Source organism: Streptomyces sp. NPDC087420, from assembly GCF_044744165.1.
GTDB lineage: Bacteria > Actinomycetota > Actinomycetes > Streptomycetales > Streptomycetaceae > Streptomyces.
Genome location: NZ_JBIUXU010000009.1, coordinates 216,626 through 238,134, shown reverse-complemented (window position 1 = coordinate 238,134; position 21,509 = coordinate 216,626). Strand labels below are relative to the sequence as shown.

At 70.8% G+C, this 21,509-nt stretch carries 21 protein-coding genes and 1 pseudogene; 10 read left to right on the top strand and 12 right to left on the bottom strand.

Annotated features, from left to right (window positions below; genetic code table 11):
• Positions 1 to 53: 53 nt before the first annotated feature.
• Positions 54 to 983: a 16S rRNA (cytidine(1402)-2'-O)-methyltransferase gene (gene rsmI / locus ACIO1C_RS20605; protein ID WP_401865813.1), complete on the bottom strand. Its 930-nt coding sequence runs from the start codon at positions 981 to 983 to the stop codon at positions 54 to 56.
• Positions 984 to 1,204: 221 nt separating this feature from the next.
• Here rsmI and ACIO1C_RS20600 point away from each other — a divergent pair, with 221 nt between their 5' ends.
• Positions 1,205 to 2,932 carry a dolichyl-phosphate-mannose--protein mannosyltransferase gene (locus ACIO1C_RS20600; RefSeq protein ID WP_401865564.1) on the top strand — a complete coding sequence of 576 codons (1,728 nt, stop codon included), beginning with the start codon at positions 1,205 to 1,207 and terminating at the stop codon, positions 2,930 to 2,932.
• A gap of 670 nt (positions 2,933 to 3,602) precedes the next feature.
• Here ACIO1C_RS20600 and ACIO1C_RS20595 read toward each other — a convergent pair.
• The 4 genes from ACIO1C_RS20595 to ACIO1C_RS20580 form a co-directional block, all read right to left on the bottom strand.
• Positions 3,603 to 4,040: a hypothetical protein gene (locus ACIO1C_RS20595; RefSeq protein WP_401865562.1), complete on the bottom strand. Its 438-nt coding sequence runs from the start codon at positions 4,038 to 4,040 to the stop codon at positions 3,603 to 3,605.
• Positions 4,041 to 4,052: 12 nt separating this feature from the next.
• Positions 4,053 to 4,475 (bottom strand): hypothetical protein, encoded by a 423-nt coding sequence (locus ACIO1C_RS20590; RefSeq protein ID WP_401865560.1) that lies wholly within the window; start codon positions 4,473 to 4,475, stop codon positions 4,053 to 4,055.
• 567 nt (positions 4,476 to 5,042) lie between these two features.
• Complete coding sequence (locus ACIO1C_RS20585) at positions 5,043 to 5,495, bottom strand: HIT family protein (protein WP_401865558.1); 453 nt, start codon at positions 5,493 to 5,495, stop codon at positions 5,043 to 5,045.
• 532 nt (positions 5,496 to 6,027) lie between these two features.
• Positions 6,028 to 7,038, bottom strand: coding sequence for a hypothetical protein (locus ACIO1C_RS20580; protein ID WP_401865557.1), 1,011 nt, complete (start codon positions 7,036 to 7,038; stop codon positions 6,028 to 6,030).
• Between the two features lie 175 nt (positions 7,039 to 7,213).
• On the opposite strand from ACIO1C_RS20580, the gene ACIO1C_RS20575 reads away from it, so the two are divergent.
• The 4 genes from ACIO1C_RS20575 (at position 7,214) to ACIO1C_RS20560 (ending at position 11,942) form a co-directional block, all read left to right on the top strand.
• On the top strand, positions 7,214 to 8,623 hold the full coding sequence (locus ACIO1C_RS20575; RefSeq protein ID WP_401865555.1) for a mycothione reductase: 1,410 nt from the start codon (positions 7,214 to 7,216) through the stop codon (positions 8,621 to 8,623).
• Between the two features lie 173 nt (positions 8,624 to 8,796).
• Complete coding sequence (locus ACIO1C_RS20570) at positions 8,797 to 10,440, top strand: penicillin-binding transpeptidase domain-containing protein (RefSeq protein ID WP_401865553.1); 1,644 nt, start codon at positions 8,797 to 8,799, stop codon at positions 10,438 to 10,440.
• A gap of 72 nt (positions 10,441 to 10,512) precedes the next feature.
• Positions 10,513 to 11,070: a YbaK/EbsC family protein gene (locus tag ACIO1C_RS20565; RefSeq protein ID WP_401865551.1), complete on the top strand. Its 558-nt coding sequence runs from the start codon at positions 10,513 to 10,515 to the stop codon at positions 11,068 to 11,070.
• Complete coding sequence (locus ACIO1C_RS20560; protein WP_401865549.1) at positions 11,067 to 11,942, top strand: EamA family transporter; 876 nt, start codon at positions 11,067 to 11,069, stop codon at positions 11,940 to 11,942. The genes ACIO1C_RS20565 and ACIO1C_RS20560 overlap by 4 nt, the downstream gene beginning before the upstream one ends.
• Positions 11,943 to 12,008: 66 nt before the next feature.
• Here the strand turns inward: ACIO1C_RS20560 and ACIO1C_RS20555 are convergent, their stop codons facing one another.
• Together ACIO1C_RS20555 and ACIO1C_RS20550 are read right to left on the bottom strand one after the other, a co-directional pair.
• Positions 12,009 to 12,497 (bottom strand): GNAT family N-acetyltransferase, encoded by a 489-nt coding sequence (locus ACIO1C_RS20555; protein WP_401865547.1) that lies wholly within the window; start codon positions 12,495 to 12,497, stop codon positions 12,009 to 12,011.
• 74 nt (positions 12,498 to 12,571) lie between these two features.
• Complete coding sequence (locus tag ACIO1C_RS20550) at positions 12,572 to 13,354, bottom strand: SDR family NAD(P)-dependent oxidoreductase (protein ID WP_401865811.1); 783 nt, start codon at positions 13,352 to 13,354, stop codon at positions 12,572 to 12,574.
• 291 nt (positions 13,355 to 13,645) lie between these two features.
• Here ACIO1C_RS20550 and ACIO1C_RS20545 point away from each other — a divergent pair, with 291 nt between their 5' ends.
• The 3 genes from ACIO1C_RS20545 to ACIO1C_RS20535 are packed head-to-tail and all read left to right on the top strand — an operon-like array spanning position 13,646 to position 16,130.
• The gene (locus ACIO1C_RS20545; RefSeq protein WP_401865545.1) at positions 13,646 to 14,110 is read left to right on the top strand and encodes a GntR family transcriptional regulator; all 465 of its coding nucleotides are present in this window, start codon (positions 13,646 to 13,648) and stop codon (positions 14,108 to 14,110) included.
• 8 nt (positions 14,111 to 14,118) lie between these two features.
• The gene (locus ACIO1C_RS20540) at positions 14,119 to 15,054 is read left to right on the top strand and encodes an ABC transporter ATP-binding protein (protein ID WP_401865809.1); all 936 of its coding nucleotides are present in this window, start codon (positions 14,119 to 14,121) and stop codon (positions 15,052 to 15,054) included.
• Positions 15,051 to 16,130 (top strand): ABC transporter permease subunit, encoded by a 1,080-nt coding sequence (locus ACIO1C_RS20535; protein WP_401865543.1) that lies wholly within the window; start codon positions 15,051 to 15,053, stop codon positions 16,128 to 16,130. The genes ACIO1C_RS20540 and ACIO1C_RS20535 overlap by 4 nt, the downstream gene beginning before the upstream one ends.
• Positions 16,131 to 16,351: 221 nt before the next feature.
• Here ACIO1C_RS20535 and ACIO1C_RS20530 read toward each other — a convergent pair.
• Positions 16,352 to 16,863, bottom strand: a pseudogene (locus ACIO1C_RS20530) (GNAT family N-acetyltransferase); the annotation flags it as partial.
• Positions 16,864 to 16,976: 113 nt separating this feature from the next.
• Here ACIO1C_RS20530 and ACIO1C_RS20525 point away from each other — a divergent pair.
• Positions 16,977 to 17,189: a hypothetical protein gene (locus ACIO1C_RS20525; RefSeq protein ID WP_401865845.1), complete on the top strand. Its 213-nt coding sequence runs from the start codon at positions 16,977 to 16,979 to the stop codon at positions 17,187 to 17,189.
• Positions 17,186 to 17,383: a hypothetical protein gene (locus ACIO1C_RS20520; RefSeq protein WP_401865541.1), complete on the top strand. Its 198-nt coding sequence runs from the start codon at positions 17,186 to 17,188 to the stop codon at positions 17,381 to 17,383. Before ACIO1C_RS20525 ends, ACIO1C_RS20520 begins: the two co-directional genes overlap by 4 nt.
• A gap of 8 nt (positions 17,384 to 17,391) precedes the next feature.
• Here the strand turns inward: ACIO1C_RS20520 and ACIO1C_RS20515 are convergent, their stop codons facing one another.
• From ACIO1C_RS20515 to ACIO1C_RS20500, 4 genes are all read right to left on the bottom strand, one after another.
• Positions 17,392 to 18,555, bottom strand: a complete 1,164-nt coding sequence (locus tag ACIO1C_RS20515; RefSeq protein WP_401865539.1) for a serine hydrolase domain-containing protein — start codon at positions 18,553 to 18,555, stop codon at positions 17,392 to 17,394.
• Between the two features lie 82 nt (positions 18,556 to 18,637).
• Positions 18,638 to 19,474, bottom strand: a complete 837-nt coding sequence (locus ACIO1C_RS20510) for an energy-coupling factor ABC transporter ATP-binding protein (RefSeq protein WP_401865537.1) — start codon at positions 19,472 to 19,474, stop codon at positions 18,638 to 18,640.
• Positions 19,471 to 20,232, bottom strand: a complete 762-nt coding sequence (cbiQ, locus tag ACIO1C_RS20505) for a cobalt ECF transporter T component CbiQ (protein WP_401865535.1) — start codon at positions 20,230 to 20,232, stop codon at positions 19,471 to 19,473. Before cbiQ ends, ACIO1C_RS20510 begins: the two co-directional genes overlap by 4 nt.
• 1 nt (position 20,233) lies before the next feature.
• On the bottom strand, positions 20,234 to 21,295 hold the full coding sequence (locus ACIO1C_RS20500) for an energy-coupling factor ABC transporter permease (RefSeq protein ID WP_401865533.1): 1,062 nt from the start codon (positions 21,293 to 21,295) through the stop codon (positions 20,234 to 20,236).
• Positions 21,296 to 21,509: the final 214 nt, after the last annotated feature.

Here is a 21,509-nt window from a genome sequence, read left to right as displayed (position 1 = left end):
CATGCCCAAATGGCCCGGCAGCCGGTCTGTGCTTTGCAATTCACGATCGTCCTTTACCTTCCGGTACCTTCCGGGGAGCCGGTACGAGCCCTCTCGGCGGATCCCGCCCGCGCGGCGTTCTTCGCCGCCACCACGGCGTCGAACACCTCGCGCTTGGGCAGCCCCGCCTCGGTGGCCACGGCGGCGATCGCCTCCTTGCGCCGCTCGCCCGCCTCCTCCCTCACCAGCACCCTGCGCACCAGCTCCTCCGGGGCCAGATCGGTGGCCCCCGGCGCCGGCGCGCCCTCGACGACGACGGTGATCTCGCCCCGTACGCCCTCCGCCGCCCAGGCGGCCAGTTCGCCGAGACCCCCGCGCTTGATCTCCTCGTACGTCTTGGTCAGCTCGCGGCACACGGCGGCCCTGCGGCCGGCGCCGAAGACCTCGGCCATCGCGGCGAGGCTGTCGTCCAGCCGGTGCGGGGCCTCGAAGTAGACGAGGGTGCGGCGCTCGCCGGCGGCTTCCCGGAGCCGGCTGAGGCGTTCGCCCGCCTTGCGGGGCAGGAACCCCTCGAAGCAGAAGCGGTCGACGGGCAGGCCCGAGAGGGCCAGCGCGGTCAGGACGGCGGACGGTCCCGGCACGGCCGTGACCCTGATGCCACGCTCGACCGCGGCGGCCACCAGCCGGTAGCCGGGGTCGGAGACGGACGGCATGCCCGCGTCCGTGACGAGCAGCACCCGCGCGCCACCGGACAGGGCGTCGGCCAGATCCGGGGTCCTGGCCGACTCGTTGGCCTCGAAGTAGGACACGATCCGGCCACGGGGCTGCACGCCGAGCGCCTGGGTGAGCCGGCGCAGCCGGCGGGTGTCCTCGGCGGCGATGACGTCGGCGGTCTCCAGCTCGGCGGTGAGCCGGGGCGGAGCGTCGCCGAAGTCACCGATCGGGGTGCCGGCGAGGACGAGGACGCCGCCGGTCCCGCGCGTCGCGTAGGCGCCGGGCTCCAGGGGAAGTTCGTCGTCGCTCTCCCCGAGCCCCTTTCCCGCTCCGTCGTCCACTACCCCGTCCTCTGCCCCGTCCTCATCCTCGTGCGGCGCACTCAATGGATGAGATTCGTACGCTTCGTACGGCTCGTTCGGTCCCGGCGTTGCCTGCGTTCCGTTCACATCCGTCATCCTCGCAGGGCGCGACGCGCACCACTCACAGCGGCGTTCCCTACGATGGCGCGGTGACCAGTACTGCGCCAGAAGCCCTCCACGGGCCCGACGCCGGCGACAAGCCGCCCTCATGGCCCCAGCGGCTGCGCCGATTCGGCCATGTGCCCCGGCCGGTGATCGGGCTCCGCGAGCGGCTGGTGCCGCCGTACACCGAGCCCTCCGAGCGGCTGTGGGCGGTGCTCGCCTGCCCGCCCGTCCTGGCGGCGCGGCTGACGCGCTGGTCGGCGTGGGGCGGGCCGCTGCTGATCACCCTGGTCGCGGGAGTGCTGCGGTTCTGGCACCTGGGGTCACCCAAGGCGGTGATATTCGACGAGACGTACTACGCCAAGGACGCCTGGGCCCTGATGCACCAGGGGTACGAGGGCGACTGGAAGGTCAAGGACGTCGACAAGCTGATCCTGGCCGACCCGTCCTCCGTGGCGGTGCCGTCGGATCCCGGCTACGTCGTGCATCCGCCGGTGGGCAAGTGGGTCATCGGGCTCGGGGAGGAGATGTTCGGCCTCAACCCGTTCGGCTGGCGTTTCATGGTGGCGGTGCTCGGCACGCTGTCGGTGCTGCTGCTCTGCCGGATCGGGCGGCGGCTGTTCCGTTCGACGTTCCTGGGGTGCCTGGCGGGAGCGCTGCTGACCGTCGACGGCCTGCACTTCGTCATGAGCCGTACGGCTCTCCTCGACCTGATCCTGATGTTCTTCGTGCTGGCCGCGTTCGGCTGTCTGCTGATCGACCGCGACTGGGCCCGGCGCAAACTGGCCGCCGCGCTGCCCGAGGACGCGGAGGGCGTCCTGCGCCCGGACGCCAGGATCGCGGAGAACCTCCGGCTCGGCTGGCGGCCGTGGCGGCTCGCGGCCGGGGTGATGATCGGGCTGGCGATCGGTACGAAGTGGAGCGGTCTGTACGTCCTGGTCGCCTTCGCGATCATGACGGTGCTGTGGGACGTGGGCGCGCGCCGCACGGCCGGGGCCGTACGCCCGTACCGGGCCGTGATCCTGCGGGACATCCTGCCGGCCTTCGTCTCGACGGTGCCGGTCGCCCTGGCGACGTATCTGGCGTCCTGGACCGGCTGGTTCGTCACGGACGACGGCTACTTCCGGCCCTGGGCGAGCACGGGCGCGGGCAAGGGCGGGCACTTCACGTGGCTGCCGGATTCGATCCGGAGCCTGTGGCACTACGAGTACGAGGTCTTCCAGTTCCACACGAACCTGACCTCGGGCCACACGTACCAGTCGAACCCGTGGAGCTGGATCGTCCTGGGCCGGCCCGTCTCGTACTTCTACGAGTCCCCGGCGGCCGGCACGGACGGTTGCCCCGCGACAACGACGGGCAAGTGCGCGCGCGAGGTCCTGGCGCTGGGCACCCCGCTGCTGTGGTGGACGGCCGCGTTCGCCCTGCTCTACCTGCTGTGGCGGTGGATCTTCCGCCGCGACTGGCGCGCGGGCGCGATCGCCTGCGCGGTGGCGGCGGGCTGGCTGCCGTGGTTCCACTACCAGGAACGCACGATCTTCCTCTTCTACGCGGTCATCTTCGTCCCGTTCCTGTGCCTGGCGGTCGCGATGATGATCGGCGCGATGGCGGGCCCGGCGGGCTCGGACGAACGCCGCCGCACGATCGGCGCGGTGGGCGCGGGCGTCCTGATCCTGCTGATCATCTGGAACTTCATCTACTTCTGGCCGCTGTACACGGGGACGTCGATCCCGGTGGACTCGTGGCGGAACCGGATGTGGTTCGACACGTGGGTGTAGCTGGGTAGATGCACCATGGGGCCCGGCGTCACGCCGGGCCCCATGGTCGTCACTGGTCGTTGTCGGTCGTCGCAATTCGCCCTCGGACGGCCCACAGACGGCCCGGGCACCCACCGCGCACGGACTCGTGGCCAGCTACTTCTTCCGTTGCTGCTTGAGTTTCTTCTTCGCTTCGTCGGCCTTGCGCTTGGCCACGCCGTAGGTCGACCACGGCCCTCGGTGCAGTGGGCAGCGAGAGGCGCCCACCATCGCCAACCGTTGGCAACTACCTCCGGACTTGGTTGGTGCTCCGCATCTCGACTGAGACCCCATGACGGATCAGCTCCTCACGCTGCCGGGAGATCCAATGGATCTGGTTCGTCGCCCCATGGCCTCACATCCGCCCGAGCAGGAAGGAGGTGGCAAGTCCGGTCGCAGAGACGCACGGGGGCGCACATGCCCACCGGATGACAGGGGTCAGAGGGATTTACATCCGACGCTTGTACAATCCAGGGTCACGCGGATGATCTCGTCGGGAGTCGAGCCCTTCGGCTCAATGCGCCATACGACAGCGTCGGCCTTCACGACCCAAGCAAGGTCGTGAAGGCCGAACGGGCATTGCGCTCGGGTGACCGTCCGAACAGAGTGTCACTCAAGCATGTCTCGGACGAGACGAGCCTGTCCTCCGGCCTTACCAGCTAGAGGCGCACGACTTCATCTGGGATGTTCCGTCGTACAGGCACATCATGATGCTCGGATGTTTGGCGTTGGAGACTGCCGCAGTTGTCAGCGCTGCAGTGGCTCCCGAACCGCCGACACTGCCCAGCTTGTAGTACTTCCGGGCGCCTGTGGCACAGTCGTCATACGCCATATAGGCGATGACGCCGTGGCCATCCGCATCCTCATCCCAGATTCTGCCGCTCGTGACCCATAGGCGCGCACACTTGGCCAGATCATCGGCGCTGGTGTTGAGGACCCCCTGTCCCCAGCCTCCGTAGAATGCTCCACCGGAGTCTCCCGTGTTCAGGCCAAAGGAGCGTGAATACGCTTGGGCTGCCGAAGCCGAAAAGAAGAGGGTGGCGAGAATGACGCCAACCGCCGTGACGACTCTGCCGAGTTTCAGATTCATGGTTCTCCTCACTCAGGTTGCGCAGTCGATAAAGGAACCGCCGCCTGTCGTCCACGCACAGAGCAGCAGCCGCGGGAGCTTCGCGTTGTAGACGGAAGTAAGGCTGAGATTCGTTTTCCCGGTCCCCACTTTCCCAACTTCCATCTGCTTAATTTGCCCGGTGGCGCAGTCTGTGTACTGAAGGTAGGCAACGACGCCGTACGCGTCGGCATTCCTGTCCTCCAGCACCCCTCTGTACGTGCCGTTCACCTTCGCGTATGAACATCCTGTATTGGATGACGCACCATGAGAGATGTAAGCGTCCACGTACCCGTAACTATTGGAAATTGAATTCCTCCAAGTACCAGCACTTGCCGGGGATGCCATGAGAAGCGTCCCAGAAATTGCGGCTATAACAGCCACGAACGCCCTCTTGTGCCATGCAGTTACTTTCATGATCGAGATCCAACCCCTCTAGTCCCTTAGACCACCGAAAACTGCTCGATGGTGTGCCCTACGGCGCACTCCGCAAATTGACTGACTGACGGAAGCATTCCGGTTCCGATTTGGATTTGCCTGACCCACCGACTCGATGCTGTCGAAGGACTTAGGAGGTCGGTCCTCCCGCTGTTCACGAGGCTGACGGGCAGCCCTCGCACGAATCTTGGGGAAACCTTGAATGGCTGGTCAGACGGGGTGTAAGACCTGTCGCCTGATGGGTGAGCAGGTCCGCCGAGGGCCGGCGGTCCGAGACAGAGCGGCGCCGTCAGGGCGCTGCGACGAAGGCAGCGTAAGGGCGTCGAGGACGCCGTGCTCGCGTGCGGCGCGGATGCCATGGATGGCTCCGGGCACGGCGGGTGACCGGCGAGACTGTCCAGCGAGCGGCGCCCACGACGGCGGCGGCAGGGTGCGAGACGTGCCCCTCCGAGGTCTGTTCACGCGAGCGGATGCCATACATGGGGCATCCACAGGAACATGATCACGGCCCAGAGATCGCCCAGTAGGGATCGGGCGGCCCCGAGCTCAGTCGTGGAGGTGCGCTCGGAGTGAGCGGGACAGGTGGTCCGCCTGGTCGGCCGTCACTTGTTGCTGTTCGGGGAGCTGGAGCATCCTGAAGACGCCTGGTCCACGGTGCTCCGGGGGCAGGTCCGCCGTGCGCGGCACGATGTGGAAGTGCACGTGGGCGAAGCCCTCGGCTTCGGCGAACTGGACGACGTACGTCTTGACGCAACCGGTCACGCCGCGCAGGGCACGGGAGAGCTTGACCTGCCAGGTGCCCAGTGACGCGGCTTCGGTGTCGGTGAGGTCGTGGACTGCGGTGACGTGGCGGCGGGGCAGCAGCACCAGCCAGCCGGGCAACCCGGTGTTGAGGGCGTGTGCCACCCGCCAGTGCTGGTCGAAGGCGACGCGCTCCCGTGGGGGGAGGGTGTCGAACCGTGCTTCCTGGGCGCACGCGTAGCAGGCGGGAGTTGTCATGCCGAAGATCGTAGGACCGTCGCGCCGCAGGCGTGGGAGGTCGAGCGGAGCCGTCGTCGCTCGCTGCATCGATTCCCGAGCTGCCGGGGAGAAGTGGCCTGCCACGGCGGGTGGGTGGGTGGTGTGGGGGCGGTGTCTCGGCTCCCTGCTGGGTGCGGCCGCGGTCGCCGTCCATACCTGGGGGCTGCTCCTTCTCGCCGGTGCGGTGATGGATGCGGAGGACGGAGGGACCGACTCCTCGCCGATGCGGCCCTGCCGGACGCCTGGACAGTGGGAGCGCGCGTTGCAAGTCATCGACTACGACGTCGACTACGTGCCCCTCCGCTTCGTCTGCGAGACGACGGACGGCGGAAGCTTCGTCGCCGACGCCATTCCCGGTTACGTCAACCCGATCGTCGTGGGCTTCGCGCTGGGCGCCGTCGTATGCGCCGGGGCGGCGGCCTTCACGTCGGAGATGTCGGCCAAGTCGGAGCACCGCGCGGGGAAGGGGTCGGGGGGGGGTGAGGGACCGCTCCCTTCTCGTGGGTGGTCGTCAACCCGTCAGGGCGCGCCAGCCGTCTTCCTCCCCGCCGTACCGGCTATTCCCCCAGACCAGCACCCCGTCGACCAGACCCGGCTCGTCCCGCGTCGCCAGGGCCGGGGCTTCCAGCATGTCGGCGGCCTCTTCCAAGTACGTGACCAGGGTGTCGAGTTCGTCGTCCGGGGGTTCGTTGTAGCGGGACCAGCGGCCCAGGAAGCCGGTCGCGGCATCCAGGTACAGGCCCGAGGCGCCGTCGGCCGGGCCCAGGGCGATCACCGGGATCCAGGTGGCCTTCCACGCGGTGAACCGGTCGTATTCGGGGCGGGGGGCGTCGCGGCGGGCGTTGAGGGCGTCCCCGTGGTCCTGGGTGTCCTCGTGGGCCTGGGTGTCCTCGTGGGCCTGGGTGTCCTCGTGGGCCTGGGCGTCCATGCGGTGCCGGTACGACTCGGCCACGGCGTCCAGGGTCATCAGGGCCCGGTTGCCGGGCAGGCATCCCCGGCCGCCGACCCCGTCGTCGCCCGCGCTCAGGGACCACAGGGCACGCAGAGCCGGGGGTATCGGGGTGCCGAGGTCGTGTTCCAGGGCGGTGAGGGTGGTGGGGCCGGCGCCGGGGCGGAGCGCGGCGTGGGAGGCGGGGGCGTGGCGCCGGAGCCAGTGGGTGATCCGCTGCCAGGCGTCGGCGATCTCTCGTACGGTGAGCGCTTCCGCCGCCGGGTCGACCGGCTGGTCCCGGGACCGGGCGGGCGCGGCGGGTGCGGCGGGCCCGGCGGAAGCGGAAGGGGTCGGGATCGCCTGCCGTATCTCGATCCGGCCCGGCTCGCGGAGGTAGTCGACGGCCAGGGTCGGGCAGTCCTCGAACAGGTCACCGTCCACCATCACGGTGAGCACGCCGGGCGGACCCGTGGGCCGGCCCAGCTCCGGTTCCTCGGCCAGTCGCCCGGCCAGGACCTTCAGGGCGTAGGGGACACCCGCCCCGAGTTCGGTGGCGGCCTCGCGTAAGCGCGGGGAGATCTCGACGTTCATCACGGCCTGGTGCTCCTTGCCGGTCGGACGGAGGACGGCGTTCTTCGTACGCCCTTCCCTATGCCCTTCCTACAGGAGACGACCGCGCTCCCCGGCGGGTGGTTCGGGGTCGGGTTCTGAGAGAGACTTCGGGGAGTCTTCAGCAGCGTTACGAACAGCAAGGACGGATCAGCGGATGCGCCATTACGACCTCGTCATCATCGGTTCCGGCTCCGGGAACTCGATCGTGGACGAGCGGTTCGCCCAGTGGGACGTGGCGATCGTGGAGAAGGGCATCGGGCCGGACTCCCTGTACGGAGGGACGTGTCTGAACGTCGGGTGCATTCCGACCAAGATGTTCGTGCACGCGGCCGACACCGCCCGTACGCCCGCCGGTTCGTCGCGGCTCGGGGTGGATCTGGAGCTGCGGGGCGTGCGGTGGGGTGAGATCCGGGACCGGATCTTCGGACGCATCGACCCCATCGCGGCCGGCGGTGAGCGCTATCGCGCCGAGGGCAGCCCCAACGTCACGCTGCTCAAGGGGACCGCCCGCTTCACCGGGATACGGGAGTTGGTGGTCGAGACCGCCACCGGGCCCGAGGCCGTCACGGCCGACCGGATCGTCGTCGCCGCCGGGAGCCGGCCCGCCGTCCCCGCGCTGCCGGGGCTCGACACGTCCGGTTACCTCACCAGCGACACCGTCATGCGGCTGGACGAGCTGCCCCCGCGCATGATCATCATGGGTACGGGGTTCGTGAGCGTCGAGCTGGCCCACGTCTTCTCCGCCCTCGGCGTCGAGATCACCGTCATCGGACGCTCGGGGCTGCTGCTGCGCCACGAGGACACCGACATTGCCCGCCGGTTCACCGACCTCGCCGGCCGGCGCTGGGATCTGCGCATGGACCGGACCGCGTCGCGTGTGGAGAGGGAGGGGAGTCTTGTACGGGTGTACGTGGACGGGCCCGAGGGGCCCGAGACCATCGAGGCCGAGGAACTCCTCGTCGCCACCGGTCGCGTCCCCAACAGCGACCTGATCGACGCCGCCGCGGGCGGGCTCAAGCTCACCGACGACGGGCGGGTGTACGCCGACAGCACCCAGGCCACGTCCGTGGAGGGCGTCTGGGCGCTGGGCGACATCAGCTCCCCGTACCAGCTCAAGCATGTCGCCAACCACGAGGGGCGGGTCGTGCAGCACAACCTGCTGAACCCCGGCGCCCCCATCGAGTCCGACCACCGGTACGTGCCGCACGCCGTGTTCTCCGCACCGAAGATCGCCTCGGTCGGCCTGACCGAGGACCAGGCACGCCGGGACGGCGTCGAGTACGTCAGCGCGACACACGCGTACGCGGACATCGCGTACGGCTGGGCGATGGAGGACACGACCGGCTTCGTCAAACTCCTCGCGGACCCGATCACCGGCCTGCTGCTCGGCGCGCACGTCATCGGCCCCGAGGCGCCCACCCTGATCCAGCCGATCATCCAGGCCATGCACTTCGGCCTCGACGCGCGCACGATGGCGCGCGGTCAGTACTGGATCCACCCCGCGATGCCGGAGCTGGTGGAGAACGCCCTGCTCAAGCTGGATCTGCGGGTGGCACCGGCGTAGGAAGTGCCGTCAATGCCGGGGGCATTGGGCACCCGTACGTCACCCGCACGCCGCCCGAATGTCATCGTCGCAGTCCGATAACACCCGGCCGATCTGTCACACCTGTCCCGTAGAGTTCCCCCGACTGCCTCCTTGAACGTGTTCAAAGGAGGCCCCGGGGAGGGGACAGCAGGATGCGCAGCGGAGCGAAAGTGGCCGTCGTCGGCGGGGTGTTCGCCGTGGTCGTCGGTGGGGTGGGGTACGGGGCGGTCAACGTCTACAACGGGCTCGGCGACAGCGGGACGGGCGGCACCACCACCACCTCACAGTCCGAGGAGGTCAAGACCGGTCCGCTGAGCGCCGAGGAGATCGACACGGCGGCCAAGGACTTCCTCGCCGCGTGGGCGGGCGGCAAGGACCCGGCCGCCGCCGCGCAGTTGACCAACAACGCCGCCGAGGCCCAGTCCGTGCTGACCGACTACCGGGACGAGGCGCACGTCGCCTCCGCCGTCATCACCCCCGGGACCCCGGTCGGCGCGAAGGTGCCGTACACCGTCAAGGCCACGGTCACGTTCGACGGCAAGAGCAAGCCCTGGTCGTACAGTTCCGAGCTGACGGTGGTGCGCGGCCTGACCACCGGCAAGCCGCTCGTCGACTGGGCGCCGCGCGTGATCCACCCCGACCTGACCGCGACCACGTCGCTGGTGACGGGTGAGGCGTCCGTCCCGCCGATCGAGGCGGTGGACCGTAACGGCAAGGTGCTGACGGCGGAGAAGTACCCGTCCCTCGCGAGTGTCCTGGACGAGCTGCGCAAGAAGTACGGCGAGGACGCGGGCGGCACGCCCGGCATCGAACTGTCGCTGCGCGGCGACGACGCCACCACCCCGAACCGGACGCTGCTCACGCTCGCCAAGGGCAAGACCGGCAAGTTGCGCACGACGCTGGACGCGAACGTCCAGGCGGCGGCGGAGACGGCGGTGAAGAAGTTCAGCGAGGCGTCGGTCGCGGCCGTCAAGCCGAGTTCGGGCGAGATCATCGCGGTCGCCAACAACCGGAGCGACGGCTGGAACGCGGCGATGCTCGGCAAGCAGGCGCCCGGCTCCACGCTCAAGATCATGACGGCGGCGATGCTGATGGAGAAGGGCCTCGCCGGCCCGGACGGACCGGCGGACTGCTCCCCCGACGTGCTCTACCAGGGGCGTACGTTCACCAACCTCGACGGCTTCTCGATCCAGGGCGGCACCTTCGCGCAGAGCTTCGCCCGCTCCTGCAACACCGGCTTCATCCACTTCATCGACGACACCCACGACGACGCCGCGCTGAGCAAGGAGGCGCAGGAGGTCTTCGGTATCGGGCTCAACTGGCAGACGGGCGTGACGTCGTTCGACGGCAGCGTGCCGGCCGCGGCGGGCGGCGAGGCGGCGGCGCAGTACATCGGGCAGGGCACGGTGCAGATGAACGTGCTCAACCTGGCGTCGATCACGGCCACCGCGAAGAACGGCACCTTCCGGCAGCCGGTCATCGTGTCGAAGTCGCTGGACGACCGGCAGATCGCGTACGCGCAGCGCTCGCTGCCGTCCGCCGTGTCGCAGAACCTGCGGTACATGATGCGGCTGACCGCGACGAGTTCGTACGGCACCGCGACGCAGGCGATGTCGGGGCTCGGCGGCGACAAGGGCGCGAAGACCGGCTCCGCCGAGGTCGACAACCAGGCCGACTCCAACAGCTGGTTCACCGGCTACCAGGACGACCTGTCGGCCGCGGCGGTCGTCCAGTCCGGGGGACACGGGGCGGACGCGGCGGGGCCGGTGGTGGCGGCGGTGCTGGGAGCGGGGTGAGCCGGCAGCAGGCCGGTCACGGGCGCGAAAGCCGTTCGCGGAGCCCGTACCCCGCCGACTAGCGTGCCAGCCATGAACGAACGCGACACCACGGCAGCTCACACCACGGCACCTCACACCGCGGTACCCACCGCCGCGGCACCCGCCACCGCCGCCCACCCCCGCTTCGCCGAGGCCCTGCGCGAGCTGGGCCTCGGCCACCTGGCCGGGGAGATCCGCCGCTTCCCCGACGCCACCCGCACCGCCGCCGAAGCCGCGGCGGCGGTCGGCTGCGCGCTGGACGAGATCGTGAAGTCCCTGGTCTTCGAGGCCGACGGGGTCCCGGTCCTGGTGCTGATGGACGGCGCCTCACGGGTCGATCTGGAGCGGGTACGGCAGGAGTTGGGCGCCGTGGCCGTCACCCGCGCGAACGCCGATCGGGTACGGGAGACCACGGGGTACGCCATCGGCGGCATCCCGCCCTTCGGCCACCGTACGAAAACGACCGTCCTCGCCGACCGGGGCCTGCTGGACCACGCCGTGGTGTGGGCGGCGGCGGGCACCCCGCACACCGTGTTCCCGATGGACCCCGCGTCCCTGGTGGCCCACGCCAACGGCACCCTGGTGGACGTCCGCGAGCGCAAGGCGTGACTCCGCTCGTCGCCGTGGCGGTCCTGGTGGCCGCCCTCACCCACGCGACCTGGAACGCCATCGCGCACACCATCCGCGACCAGCTCCTCGCCTTCACCCTGATCGCCGGGGGCGGCGCGGCGCTCGGCGCGGTGGCCGCCTGCTTCGCCCCGCTGCCGCACGCGGCGGCCTGGCCCTACCTCGGCGTCTCGGCGGCGCTGCACATCGCCTACCAGGCGCTGCTGATGCGGTCGTTCAGCCTCGGTGACTTCGGCCAGATGTATCCGATCGCGCGCGGTACGGCGCCGCTGGTGGTCACCGTGCTGGCCGCGCTCTTCGTGGGCGAGAAGCTCGACGCCTGGCAGGCGGCGGGGGTGGCGGTCGCGTCGGCGGGGCTGGTGGGGGTGGCCCTGTGGGGCATCAAGGGCTCGCGCACCAAGCCCGGGACCGAGCCGCGCACCAAGCCCCACTGGCCCGCGCTGGTGGCCGCGCTGGCGACGGGCCTGTCGATCGCCGCGTACACGGTCGTGGACGGGGTGGGCGTACGGAACGCGGGCTCGGCGGTCAGCTATCTCGCGTGGCTGATGATCCTGGAGGGCGTCCTGATCCCGGCGTACGCGCTCCACGTGCGCGGCGCCCGCGTCCTTCTCCCCCAACTCCGCCCGCACGCCGCGCTGGGCCTGCTGGGCGGCTTCCTGTCGGTCGTGGCGTACGGGCTGGTCCTGTGGGCCCAGACCCGGGCGGCGCTCGCCCCGATCGCGGCGCTGCGGGAGTCGTCGATCATCGTGGGGGCGGCGATAGGGGCGGTGTTCTTCAAGGAACGCTTCGGCACGCCGAGGATCGCGGCGGCGGGGCTGATGGTGGTGGGGATAGGTCTGATGCTGCACACGTGAGGGGGGCCTCGCAAAGCTCACGTACGGGCCCGGTCCCGCGCGCACCGGCTTCCCGTACGGGCCCGGTCACGCCCGCACCAACTCCCGTACGTACGTGATCCCCGGCCGCCCGCCCAGGACGCTCTCGCCCGTAGGGGTGAACCCGGTGCGGGTCAGGACCGCCCGCGACGCGAGGTTGCCGCGCGCCGCGCCCGCCCGCAGGGAGGTCAGCCCGTACTCCGTGGCGGCCAGGGTGAAGAGACGGCGGACCGCGACGGTCGCCAGCCCTCTCCCCGCGGCCTTCTCGGCGATCCGGAACCCCAGTTCGGCGGACCCGTCCGCCACGTCCACCAGGTTGACGCGCCCCACCACCTCTCCCCCGCTCTCCACCAGCAGGTGGAAGTGGCAGAGCCCGGCGGCCTGTTCCGCGAGCAGCGCGTCGTGGCGGGCGTCGAAGTGCGCGAAGTACGCGTCGCCGCGATCCGTGACCGACGCCGCGAAATAGGCCCGGTTCTCGCGCTCGAACGCGAGCAGGGCCGGGGCGTGGTCGGGGCGCAGACGCTGGAGTTCGGGCATGGAAGAACGGTACGTGGACGGGTCCGGGCGGCAGGCAGGTGGCCAACCCGACCGCCGCGTATCGAACGACAGGCTCAGGCCCCGCCCCCGAGGGCCCGCCGCAGACCGACGTTGCTCGTCAGGATTCCGCCGTCCACCGGGAGCGTCACGCCGGTGATCCACGCCGCGTCCGTGGACGCGAGGAACGCCACCGCCGACGCGATGTCCTCCGGGGTGCCCACCCGCCCCGCCGGGTAGTGCCCGGCCGCGCGGTCCAGCGCGTCCTCGCGGCCCGCCCAGCCCTCCGTGCGGATGGTGCCGGGGGCGACGAGGTTCACCCGTACTCCCCGGGGAGCGGCATGGCCGGCGAGGGTACGGGTGAGGCTCGCGAGGCCCGCCTTGGCCGCGCTGTAGGCGTGGTTGCCGAAGTCCTGCTCGCCGTTGACCGAACCGATGGAGACGATGGCCCCGCGCCCCGAGGCCGCCAGATGCGGCAGCGCGGCCCGCGCGCAGCGGAACGCCCCGGTCAGGGTGATGTCGAGGTCCCTGGCCCAGACGTCGTCCGGCTCGTCCTCGAAGAGCGGTGCGTCGGGCGCGCAGGCGTACGCGTTGTTGACCAGGACGTCGAGGGAGCCGAAGTGCTCCACGGCGTACGCCACCGCCGCCTCGATCTCCGTACGGTCGGCCACGTCGCAGCGGTACGCGAGGGCGCCGGGAAGGGCCTCGGCCGTGGCCCGCGCCCGCTTCTCGTCCAGGTCGGTGACGAGGACGCGGGCGCCCTCGTCGGTCAGCCGGCGCGCCGTGGCCGCGCCGATGCCCCGGCCCGCGCCGGTGATCAGCACGCCGTACCCGTCGAACCGCCGGACACCGGGCGGCACTTCCCCCACCGCCGCAAGACCCGCCCCGGTCCGCCCCGCCTCCGGCTGATCCACCTGTCGCATCCCACTCACTCCGTCCGGCCGCCCGACCCGTCCGGCCGGTGTCCGGTGATCATGTCTCCGAACCCGCCGCCCGCACCAGAGCCGGGCGCCGGTCGGTCGTTTCCAGGCGTACTCCTCCAGCGCCTTCTTTCTGCGCCATGACCTCCCACCCGCTTCTCCTCGTCCCCGGTCGACGTTGACAACCGCCCTCACAGCCCTCCATCATCATTCCACTAATCAAGTAGTGGAATGGTGGTGGTGATCGTGGAGTACCGCATCGACAGGCGGAGCGGGGTCCCCGCCTTCCAGCAGATCGTGCAGCAGACCAAGCAGGCCCTCCGGCTGGGCGTACTCGTGCCGGGTGACCGGCTGCCCACCGCCAAGGAGGTCGCCGCGACCAGCACGGTCAACCCGAACACCACCCTCAAGGCGTACCGCGAGCTGGAGCGCGAGGGCCTGGTCGAACCGCGACCGGGCCAGGGCACCTTCGTACGCCGCACGCTGGGCCGCCCCGAGACGGGCACCGACTCGGCGCTGTACGCGGAGCTGGTGGCGTGGATGTCGAGGGCGGCCGGGGGCGGTCTGGAGCAGGAGGACGTGGCCGCGCTGGTCGCGTCGGCGATGGAGAAGCAGTACGCCGCCCGGGAACGTGGCGGCGACGAGGTCCACGACAACGGGGTCCACGGGGGCCACGACAACCAGGAGCACAGGTGAGTGAAGGTATGTACGCGGGGGAACCGGCGATCGAGGCGTACGGGCTGGGGATGCGCTACCGCCGGGGCTGGGCGTTGCGGGACTGCTCCTTCCGGCTCCCGGCGGGACGAATCTGCGGCCTGGTGGGACCCAATGGGGCGGGCAAGACCACGCTGCTGAGCATCGCGGCCCATGTCCTCCAGCCGACGAACGGCTCGATCAGCCTGTTCGGTGAGGCTCCGGGCTCGGTGGAGTCCGGCCGGCGCACAGCGTTCCTCGCCCAGGAGAAGCCCCTGTTCCGCCGCTTCACCGTGGCGGAGACCCTGCGTCTGGGCCGGGAGCTGAACCCCGGCTGGGACCAGCGCGCCGCCGAGGACATCATCCGCGCGGGCGGCGTGCCCTTCGACGCGAAGATCAGCACCCTCTCCGGAGGCCAGCGCACCCGCGTCGCCATCGCCCTCGCCTTCGGAAAGCGCCCCGACCTGCTGATGCTCGACGAGCCGATGTCGGACCTCGACCCGGTCGTGCGCCACGAGATCATGGGCACCCTCCTCGCCGAGGCCGCCGAGCGCGGAACCACCGTGCTGATGTCCACCCACGTCCTCGCCGAACTGGAGAACGTGTGCGACTACCTCGTCGTCGTCTCCGGCGGCGGAGTGCGCCTCGCCGGTGACGTGGACGAACTGATGTCCGTGCACACCCTGGTCACGGGCGCCAAGGAGGGTGACGGCATGGCTCCCGCCGCCCTCGGGCACCACACCCTCGTCGAGTCCCGGACCAGCGGACGGCAGTTCACCGCGCTCATCCGCCCCGTGGGCCCGGTCACCGGCCCCTGGGACATAAACGCCCCGAACATGGAGGAACTCCTGCTCGCCTATCTCCGCTCACCCGACGCACCACCGCTGATCACCCCCACCGCCCAGGTCCACGGCCAGGGGTTCGGCACCGGGGCGGTGGCGGCATGAGCACCTTCACCCGCGGCTCGACCAGCACCTCGACCGGCTCCACGAGCGACGGCAAGAACGGGACCATGAACGGGACCACCGACGGGACCTCGGACACGACTACCACGGAGGCCGGCCGGCGCCCCCGACTCAGCGGTATGACCTGGCTGGTCTGGCGCCAGCACCGGGCCGCGTTCTGGACGATCCTCGCCGCCACCGCGCTCTCCGTGGCCTGGATCGTCTACCAGCGCGGCCAGCTGGTCGACTTCCTCGACGGCTACGGCTATCCCGGCAAGGGCCTTGACGAGGCGGGCGGCAAGGTCCAGCAGTACAACGACGCGTTCTCCGTCGTCTCCATGGGTCTCCAGGCGATACCCGTCCTGCTCGGTGTCTTCCTCGGCGCCCCGCTCATCGCGGGCGACCTGGAGAACGGCACCGCCAAGCTGGTCGCCGCCCAGTCCATGAGCCGGACCCGCTGGCTCGCCACGAAGCTGGCGCTGGCCGGACTGGTGGTCGTGGTGAGCACGGGCGCGTTGTCGGCGGTGTTCGGCTGGTGGTGGAACCCCGTCAAGTCCGAGGTCACGGTCCTGGACTGGACCTCGGGCGCCGCGTTCAACACGACGGGCCCGGTGCCTGTCGCCCTCACCCTCTTCTCCGTCTTCGGCGGGGTGGCGATCGGCGCGGTGCTGCGGCGCACGCTGCCGGCCATGGTGGTCACCTTCGGTTTCACCGTCGTGCTCCAGCTCGTCTGGGGCTACTTCCAGCTGTCGCTCGGCAACGTCGTCACGGTCACGACGGACAAGGGTGTCATAGGCGAGAATGTGTTCCCGTTGCTCCCCCGCGGCGCCTACGAGATCGACCAGTCGTATGTCACCGGCAGCGGGGATCTGCTGGGCTGGGGCACCTGTTCGGAGTCGCAGACCGAGGCGGCACGGCAGGTGTGCCTGGACAAGGACGGTGTCGTGGGCTGGTCGGTGCAGTACCTCCCGCTGTCGCAGATGAACGCCATGCAGTGGTTCGGGGCGTCGATTCTGTTCGCCCTGACCGCCGGTGCCGTGGCGTTCCTCTTCTTCTGGGGCCGTAAGCGGCTCGTCTGAGGGGCCGAACCGGCATCGAGCCGAACACCGATGTCCTCCGGCCACTTCGGCCTGCCCTGCTGGTCCGGGTCCCGGTACGCGCGGATGAAGTCCTCGAAGACCAGCAGGGCACGGCGGACATGGCCCTCGTCCGTCCGGTCAACGCCCTCCGCACAGAGCATGAACTCGGTCCGGCGCCGTCCGGAGCCCTCGTAGGGGTCGTCGCCAGGCCGACCGGCTGGTTCGGCCAGCATGACGGCGTAGACCGGGGAGTCCGGGAAGGGCTGACGCTCGCCGACCTTCCGGAAGCCCCAGCGCTCGTACAGGGCCTGGACGCGGGGGTGTTCGATGTCCACCAGGAGGACGGCGAGGTTCTCGGGCCTCTCCTCCAGGAGGGCACGGGAGAGGGCGTCCGCCACGCCCTGCTTCCGCTTCTTCGGGTGGACGGCCAGCTCGGAGTACGAGAAGGTCAGCGTCTTCTCCGGCACGGTCTCCACGTGCTCTCGCCACCACTCGCGGCCATAAGCGGCGGGAGCGCCGTACGCGAAGCCCACCCCCTCGTCCCCGTCGTACGCGATCACGCAGGCGAAGTCCGCGTTACCGCCCCAATGGTCCACGAACCAGGGGAACTTCTTCTTGAAGTCGTCGTCCCGGTCGGGGCCCGCCGTGCGGCGTGCAGCTCGATGATCGTCTGCCGGATCTGTGGCAGGTCATCATGCCCGAAGCGACGGACGTCCAGCTCGGCGGCGCTCACAGTCGGCTCCATTCGGTTCGGTAGCGGTCGCCCCACTCTCGGGCGACCGAGGCGTCCGGCGCAAGAGTGATCAAGTCTCGGTAGTAGTCGCCGAGCAGGGATCCTCGATCCGTGTGATCGTCACCCGCCCCACGGAGAACTGGATTCGCCTCGGGGCCGTCGACCGCTCGAAAGCCATCCCGATGATGCGGACCGACTCCAACGGCGACCAGATCCGGGGCCGTGGCCTCGTGATCGTGAACTCCCTCACCGAGCGCTGGGGCACCGACCTCGATCCGTGGGGCAAACAGGTCTGGGGCGAGATGCGAGTGGAGGACGCGGCATGAAGGACGGGAGGGCATGGGTCGGCGATCAGGTGTACGACGGGACCACCGACAGGAAGGCCATCGTGACCGACGTCCAGCAGGGGACCACGTACGTTCTTGGGCCCATCCTGGGAGGGGGCGAGAACTGGGTGGCCGAGGACGCCGAGAAGCTCACCGTGACCGAGCCGTTGGTTCACGGAGCCGAGGCCCCCTGATCCGGCGATCAGATCGCCGCGCGCACCGCCCGTACCAGCGCCTGCGCCCGCGGGTCCGCCGTGACGCCCTTGCGCATGCCGTTCGTGACGTACCCGAACGCGATGCCCGACTCGGGGTCCGCGAAGCCCAGGGCGCCGCCGCGGCCCGGGTGGCCGAAGGAGCCGGGGCCCAGCAGGGGGGCCGCCGGGCCGTGCAGCATGAAGCCCAGGCCGAAGCGGGTGGCGACGACCAGCACCCGGTCCGGGCCGACGGACTCCTCCGTGCGGGCCAGGGTGAGCGTGGCGGGTGCGAACAGCCGGTGTCCGTCGACCGGTCCGATCATCGCCGCGTAGACCCGCGCCAGCGCCCGCGCGGTCGAGATCCCGCCCCCGGCGGGCAACTCGGCGGCGCGGTAGGCGGGATCGTTCTCGTCGGCCCGTGGTGCGATCGCGCCGAACGCCCGCCGCGTCAGCGACTCGGGGTCCTTGTACGCCTCCGACACGGACCGCTTCGGCCGCAGCCGCAGCTCGCCGCCTCCCTCGGCGGCGGGCGGGGCCTCGGCGGGGCCGATCCGGCCGACCCGGTGGGCCTCCTCGGCGGGCAGCCCGACCCAGAAGTCCAGCCCCAGCGGCCCGGCGATCTCCTCCGCGATCCAGCGGCCGACGCTCCGGCCGGTGACCCGGCGGACCAGTTCGGCGATGAGCCAGTTGTGGGTGAGCGCGTGGTAGCCGTGGTCGGTGCCCGGCTCCCAGAGGGGCCGCTGGGCGGCGAGCGCCCGCGCGCCCGACTCGCCGTCGATCGCCTCGGCCGGGGTCAGCGGCCGGTCCAGGACGGGCAGTCCGCCGCGGTGCGTGAGCAGATGCCGTACGAGCACCCGCTCCTTGCCCGCCGTCTTGAACTCCGGCCAGTACGTGCCCACCGGGGCGTCCAGGTCGATCTGCCCGCGCTGGTGGAGCAGGAGGAGGACGGCGGCGGCGATGCCCTTCGTCGCGGAGCGGACCGTCTGCGCGGTGTCGAGGGCCCAGGGTTCCGTCCCGTCGACGTCCCGCGTGCCGGCCCACAGGTCGACGACCTTCCGCCCGTCGCGGAAGACGGCGACGGCCGCGCCGCGTTCACCGAGCCGCTCGAAGTTCCGTACGAAGGCATCCCTGACCGGCTCGAAGCCCGCCGCCACCGTGCCCTGGACGTCCACGCCCGCACTCCCGCCCGTCGTACCGCTCGTCGTTCCGATCCGGTCGCCGCTCGCGCGCGCGTACCGCTCGGAAGAAACATACCTACGACGGGACGGGTCCCGGCGCCACGGACTTCGGGTCGAAACCGAACGGCAACTCCAGCCGGTGCGCGCCCATCAGCGCCCCGTCACCGAGCAGGTCGCGGGTGGGACCGTCCGCGACGATGACGCCCTCGCTCAGGATGACGGCGCGGGGGCAGAGTTCGAGCGCGTACGGCAGGTCGTGCGTGACCATCAGCACGGTGATGTCCAGCGACCGCAGGATGTCGGCGAGTTCGCGCCGGGACGCCGGGTCGAGGTTGGACGACGGTTCGTCGAGGACGAGGATCTCCGGCTCCATGGCCAGGACGGTCGCCACCGCGACCCGGCGGCGCTGGCCGAACGACAGGTGGTGCGGGGGGCGGTCCGCGTACTCCGCCATGCCGACCCGCCCGAGCGCGGTGGTGACCCGCGCCTCCAGCTCGGCGCCGCGCAGCCCGGCGGCGGCCGGGCCGAACGCCACGTCCTCCCGCACGGTCGGCATGAACAACTGGTCGTCCGGGTCCTGGAAGACGATGCCGACCTGCCGCCGGATCTCCGCGAGGTTCCGCTTCTCCACCGGCAGCCCGGCGACGGTGACCGTGCCGGCCCCGGCGTCGAGGATGCCGTTCAGGTGCAGGACGAGCGTGGTCTTGCCGGCCCCGTTGGGACCGAGCAGCGCCACCCGCTCCCCGCGCGTGACGGACAGGTCGACGCCGAAGAGCGCCTGGTGGCCGTCGGGATAGGCGTAGGCGAGGCCCCGGACGTCGAGGGACACCGGCCGGGCGGAGGAGGGAGAGGAGGGAGCGGTCGTGGGGTCCTGGGCAGTCAGGTCCTGGGGCGTGAGGTCCGGCCGAGTCATAGGGTCCAGCCAAGCAGACACACGGCGAGCGCCGTCACCGGGAGGGCGGCGGCGTAGCGCCACTGGGCCCGCGAGGCCGTCACCTCGTCGATCACCGGCATCGTGCCCGTGTACCCCCGGCTCACCATCGCCAGGTGGACGCGCTCGCCGCGCTCGTACGAGCGGATGAACAGGGCGCCCGCCGTCTTGGCCAGCACCCCCCAGTGCCGTACGCCCCGCGCCTCGAAGCCGCGCGAGCGCCGGGCGATCGACATCCGGCGCATCTCGTCGGTGATGACGTCGCCGTACCGGATCATGAAGGAGGCGATCTGGACGAGCAGGGGCGGCAGCCGCAGCCGCTGGAGGCCCAGCAGCAGCGACCGCAGCTCGGTGGTCGAGGCGAGGAGGACGGACGCGGCCACGCCGAGGGTGCCCTTCGCGAGGACGTTCCAGGCGCCCCAGAGCCCGGGGACGCTCAGGGGGACGCCGAGGACGCGGATCTCGTCGCCGGGGACCACGAAGGGCATCAGGACGGCGAAGGCGACGAACGGCACCTCGATGAGCATCCGCCGCAGCAGGAATCCGGCGGGGATACGGGCCGCCGCGGCGACCGCCGCCAGGAGGACCGCGTACAGGCCGAACGCCCAGACCGCCTCGCGCGGGGTGGAGACCACCACGAGGACGAAGCAGAAGACGGCGGCGAGCTTGCAGTGCGGCGGCAGGGCGTGGACCGGGGAGTGGCCGTGCCGGTAGAGCTTGTGGGCGTGACCGGCGCCCATGTCAGACGCTCCCGCCGGCGAAGGACGTCACGGAGCCGTCTCGGTCGGCCGCGCGGCGCCGGCGCACCGCCCAGAAGATCCCGCTGCCGACGGCGACGGTGCCGGCCACGCCGATGACCCCGGCGAGGCCGCCGGAGATCCGGGCGTCGGTGATGTCCTTGACGCCGTAGTCGGCGAGCGGGGAGTCGGCGGTGTGGTGCGGCTCGGTCTTCTTGTCGATGCCCTGGTCGGCGGCGACCTTCTCCAGGCCGTCGGGGTTCGCGGAGGCGTAGAAGGAGACGAAGCCGGCCAGTACGAGGGCGGTGACCAGGCCCGTCGCCCAGACCGCGCGGGTGGACCGCGCCGCCACGGGGACGGGCGCGGCGGCGGGCGCCGCGTCCACCAGCTCGCCGCCGACCCGCAGCTTGAGCGGGGCGGAGAGGCCGCGGGCGCCGTGGACCAGGTCGGGGCGTACGGCGATGACCGCGCCCACCGTCAGCGCGGTGATGGCGGCCTCGCCGATGCCGATCAGCACGTGGACGCCGACCATGCCGGTCACGACCTTGCCGAGCGGGATGTCGGTGGTCCCGCCGATCGCGTAGAAGAGGGTGAAGCCGAGGGCGGCGGCCGGTACGGAGACCAGGGCGGCGACGAAGGACGCGATGGTCACGGAGCGGCGGGCGCGGGGCAGGATCTTCACCAGCGCGCGGAAGAGCGCGTACGAGACGACGGTCGTGATCACGGCCATGTCGGTGATGTTCACGCCGAGCGCGGTGAGGCCGCCGTCCGCGAAAAGGATGCCCTGCATCAACAGCACGACGGAGATGCAGAGCACGCCGGTGTACGGGCCGACGAGTATCGCGGCCAGTGCCCCTCCCAGGAGATGGCCGCTGGTGCCGGTGGCGACCGGGAAGTTGAGCATCTGTACGGCGAAGATGAAGGCGGCGACCAGTCCGGCCAGGGGCGCGGTGCGCTCGTCCAGCTCCCGGCGCGCGCCGCGCAGGCTGACGGCGACGGCGCCCACGGCGACCACGCCGGCGGCGGCGGAGACGGGCAGGTTGATGAATCCGTCGGGGACATGCATGGCGGGCTCCGCTTCCTGCGGGGGCTGTTGAGGACCGGGCGGTGGGGGTGGGAACCGTCTGTCGGCGGCGGGTGACCGTCTGATGATAGGGCCCTCTTGCGAACAGCTCGCAAGAGCAGGTTGTATGCAAACCGCCCTCCCGGGGAACGGGGGGTTGCGGGGGAGCGCGAGGCGGCCCGACCACACTGGGCAGCATGTCCCTATTTGACTGTTT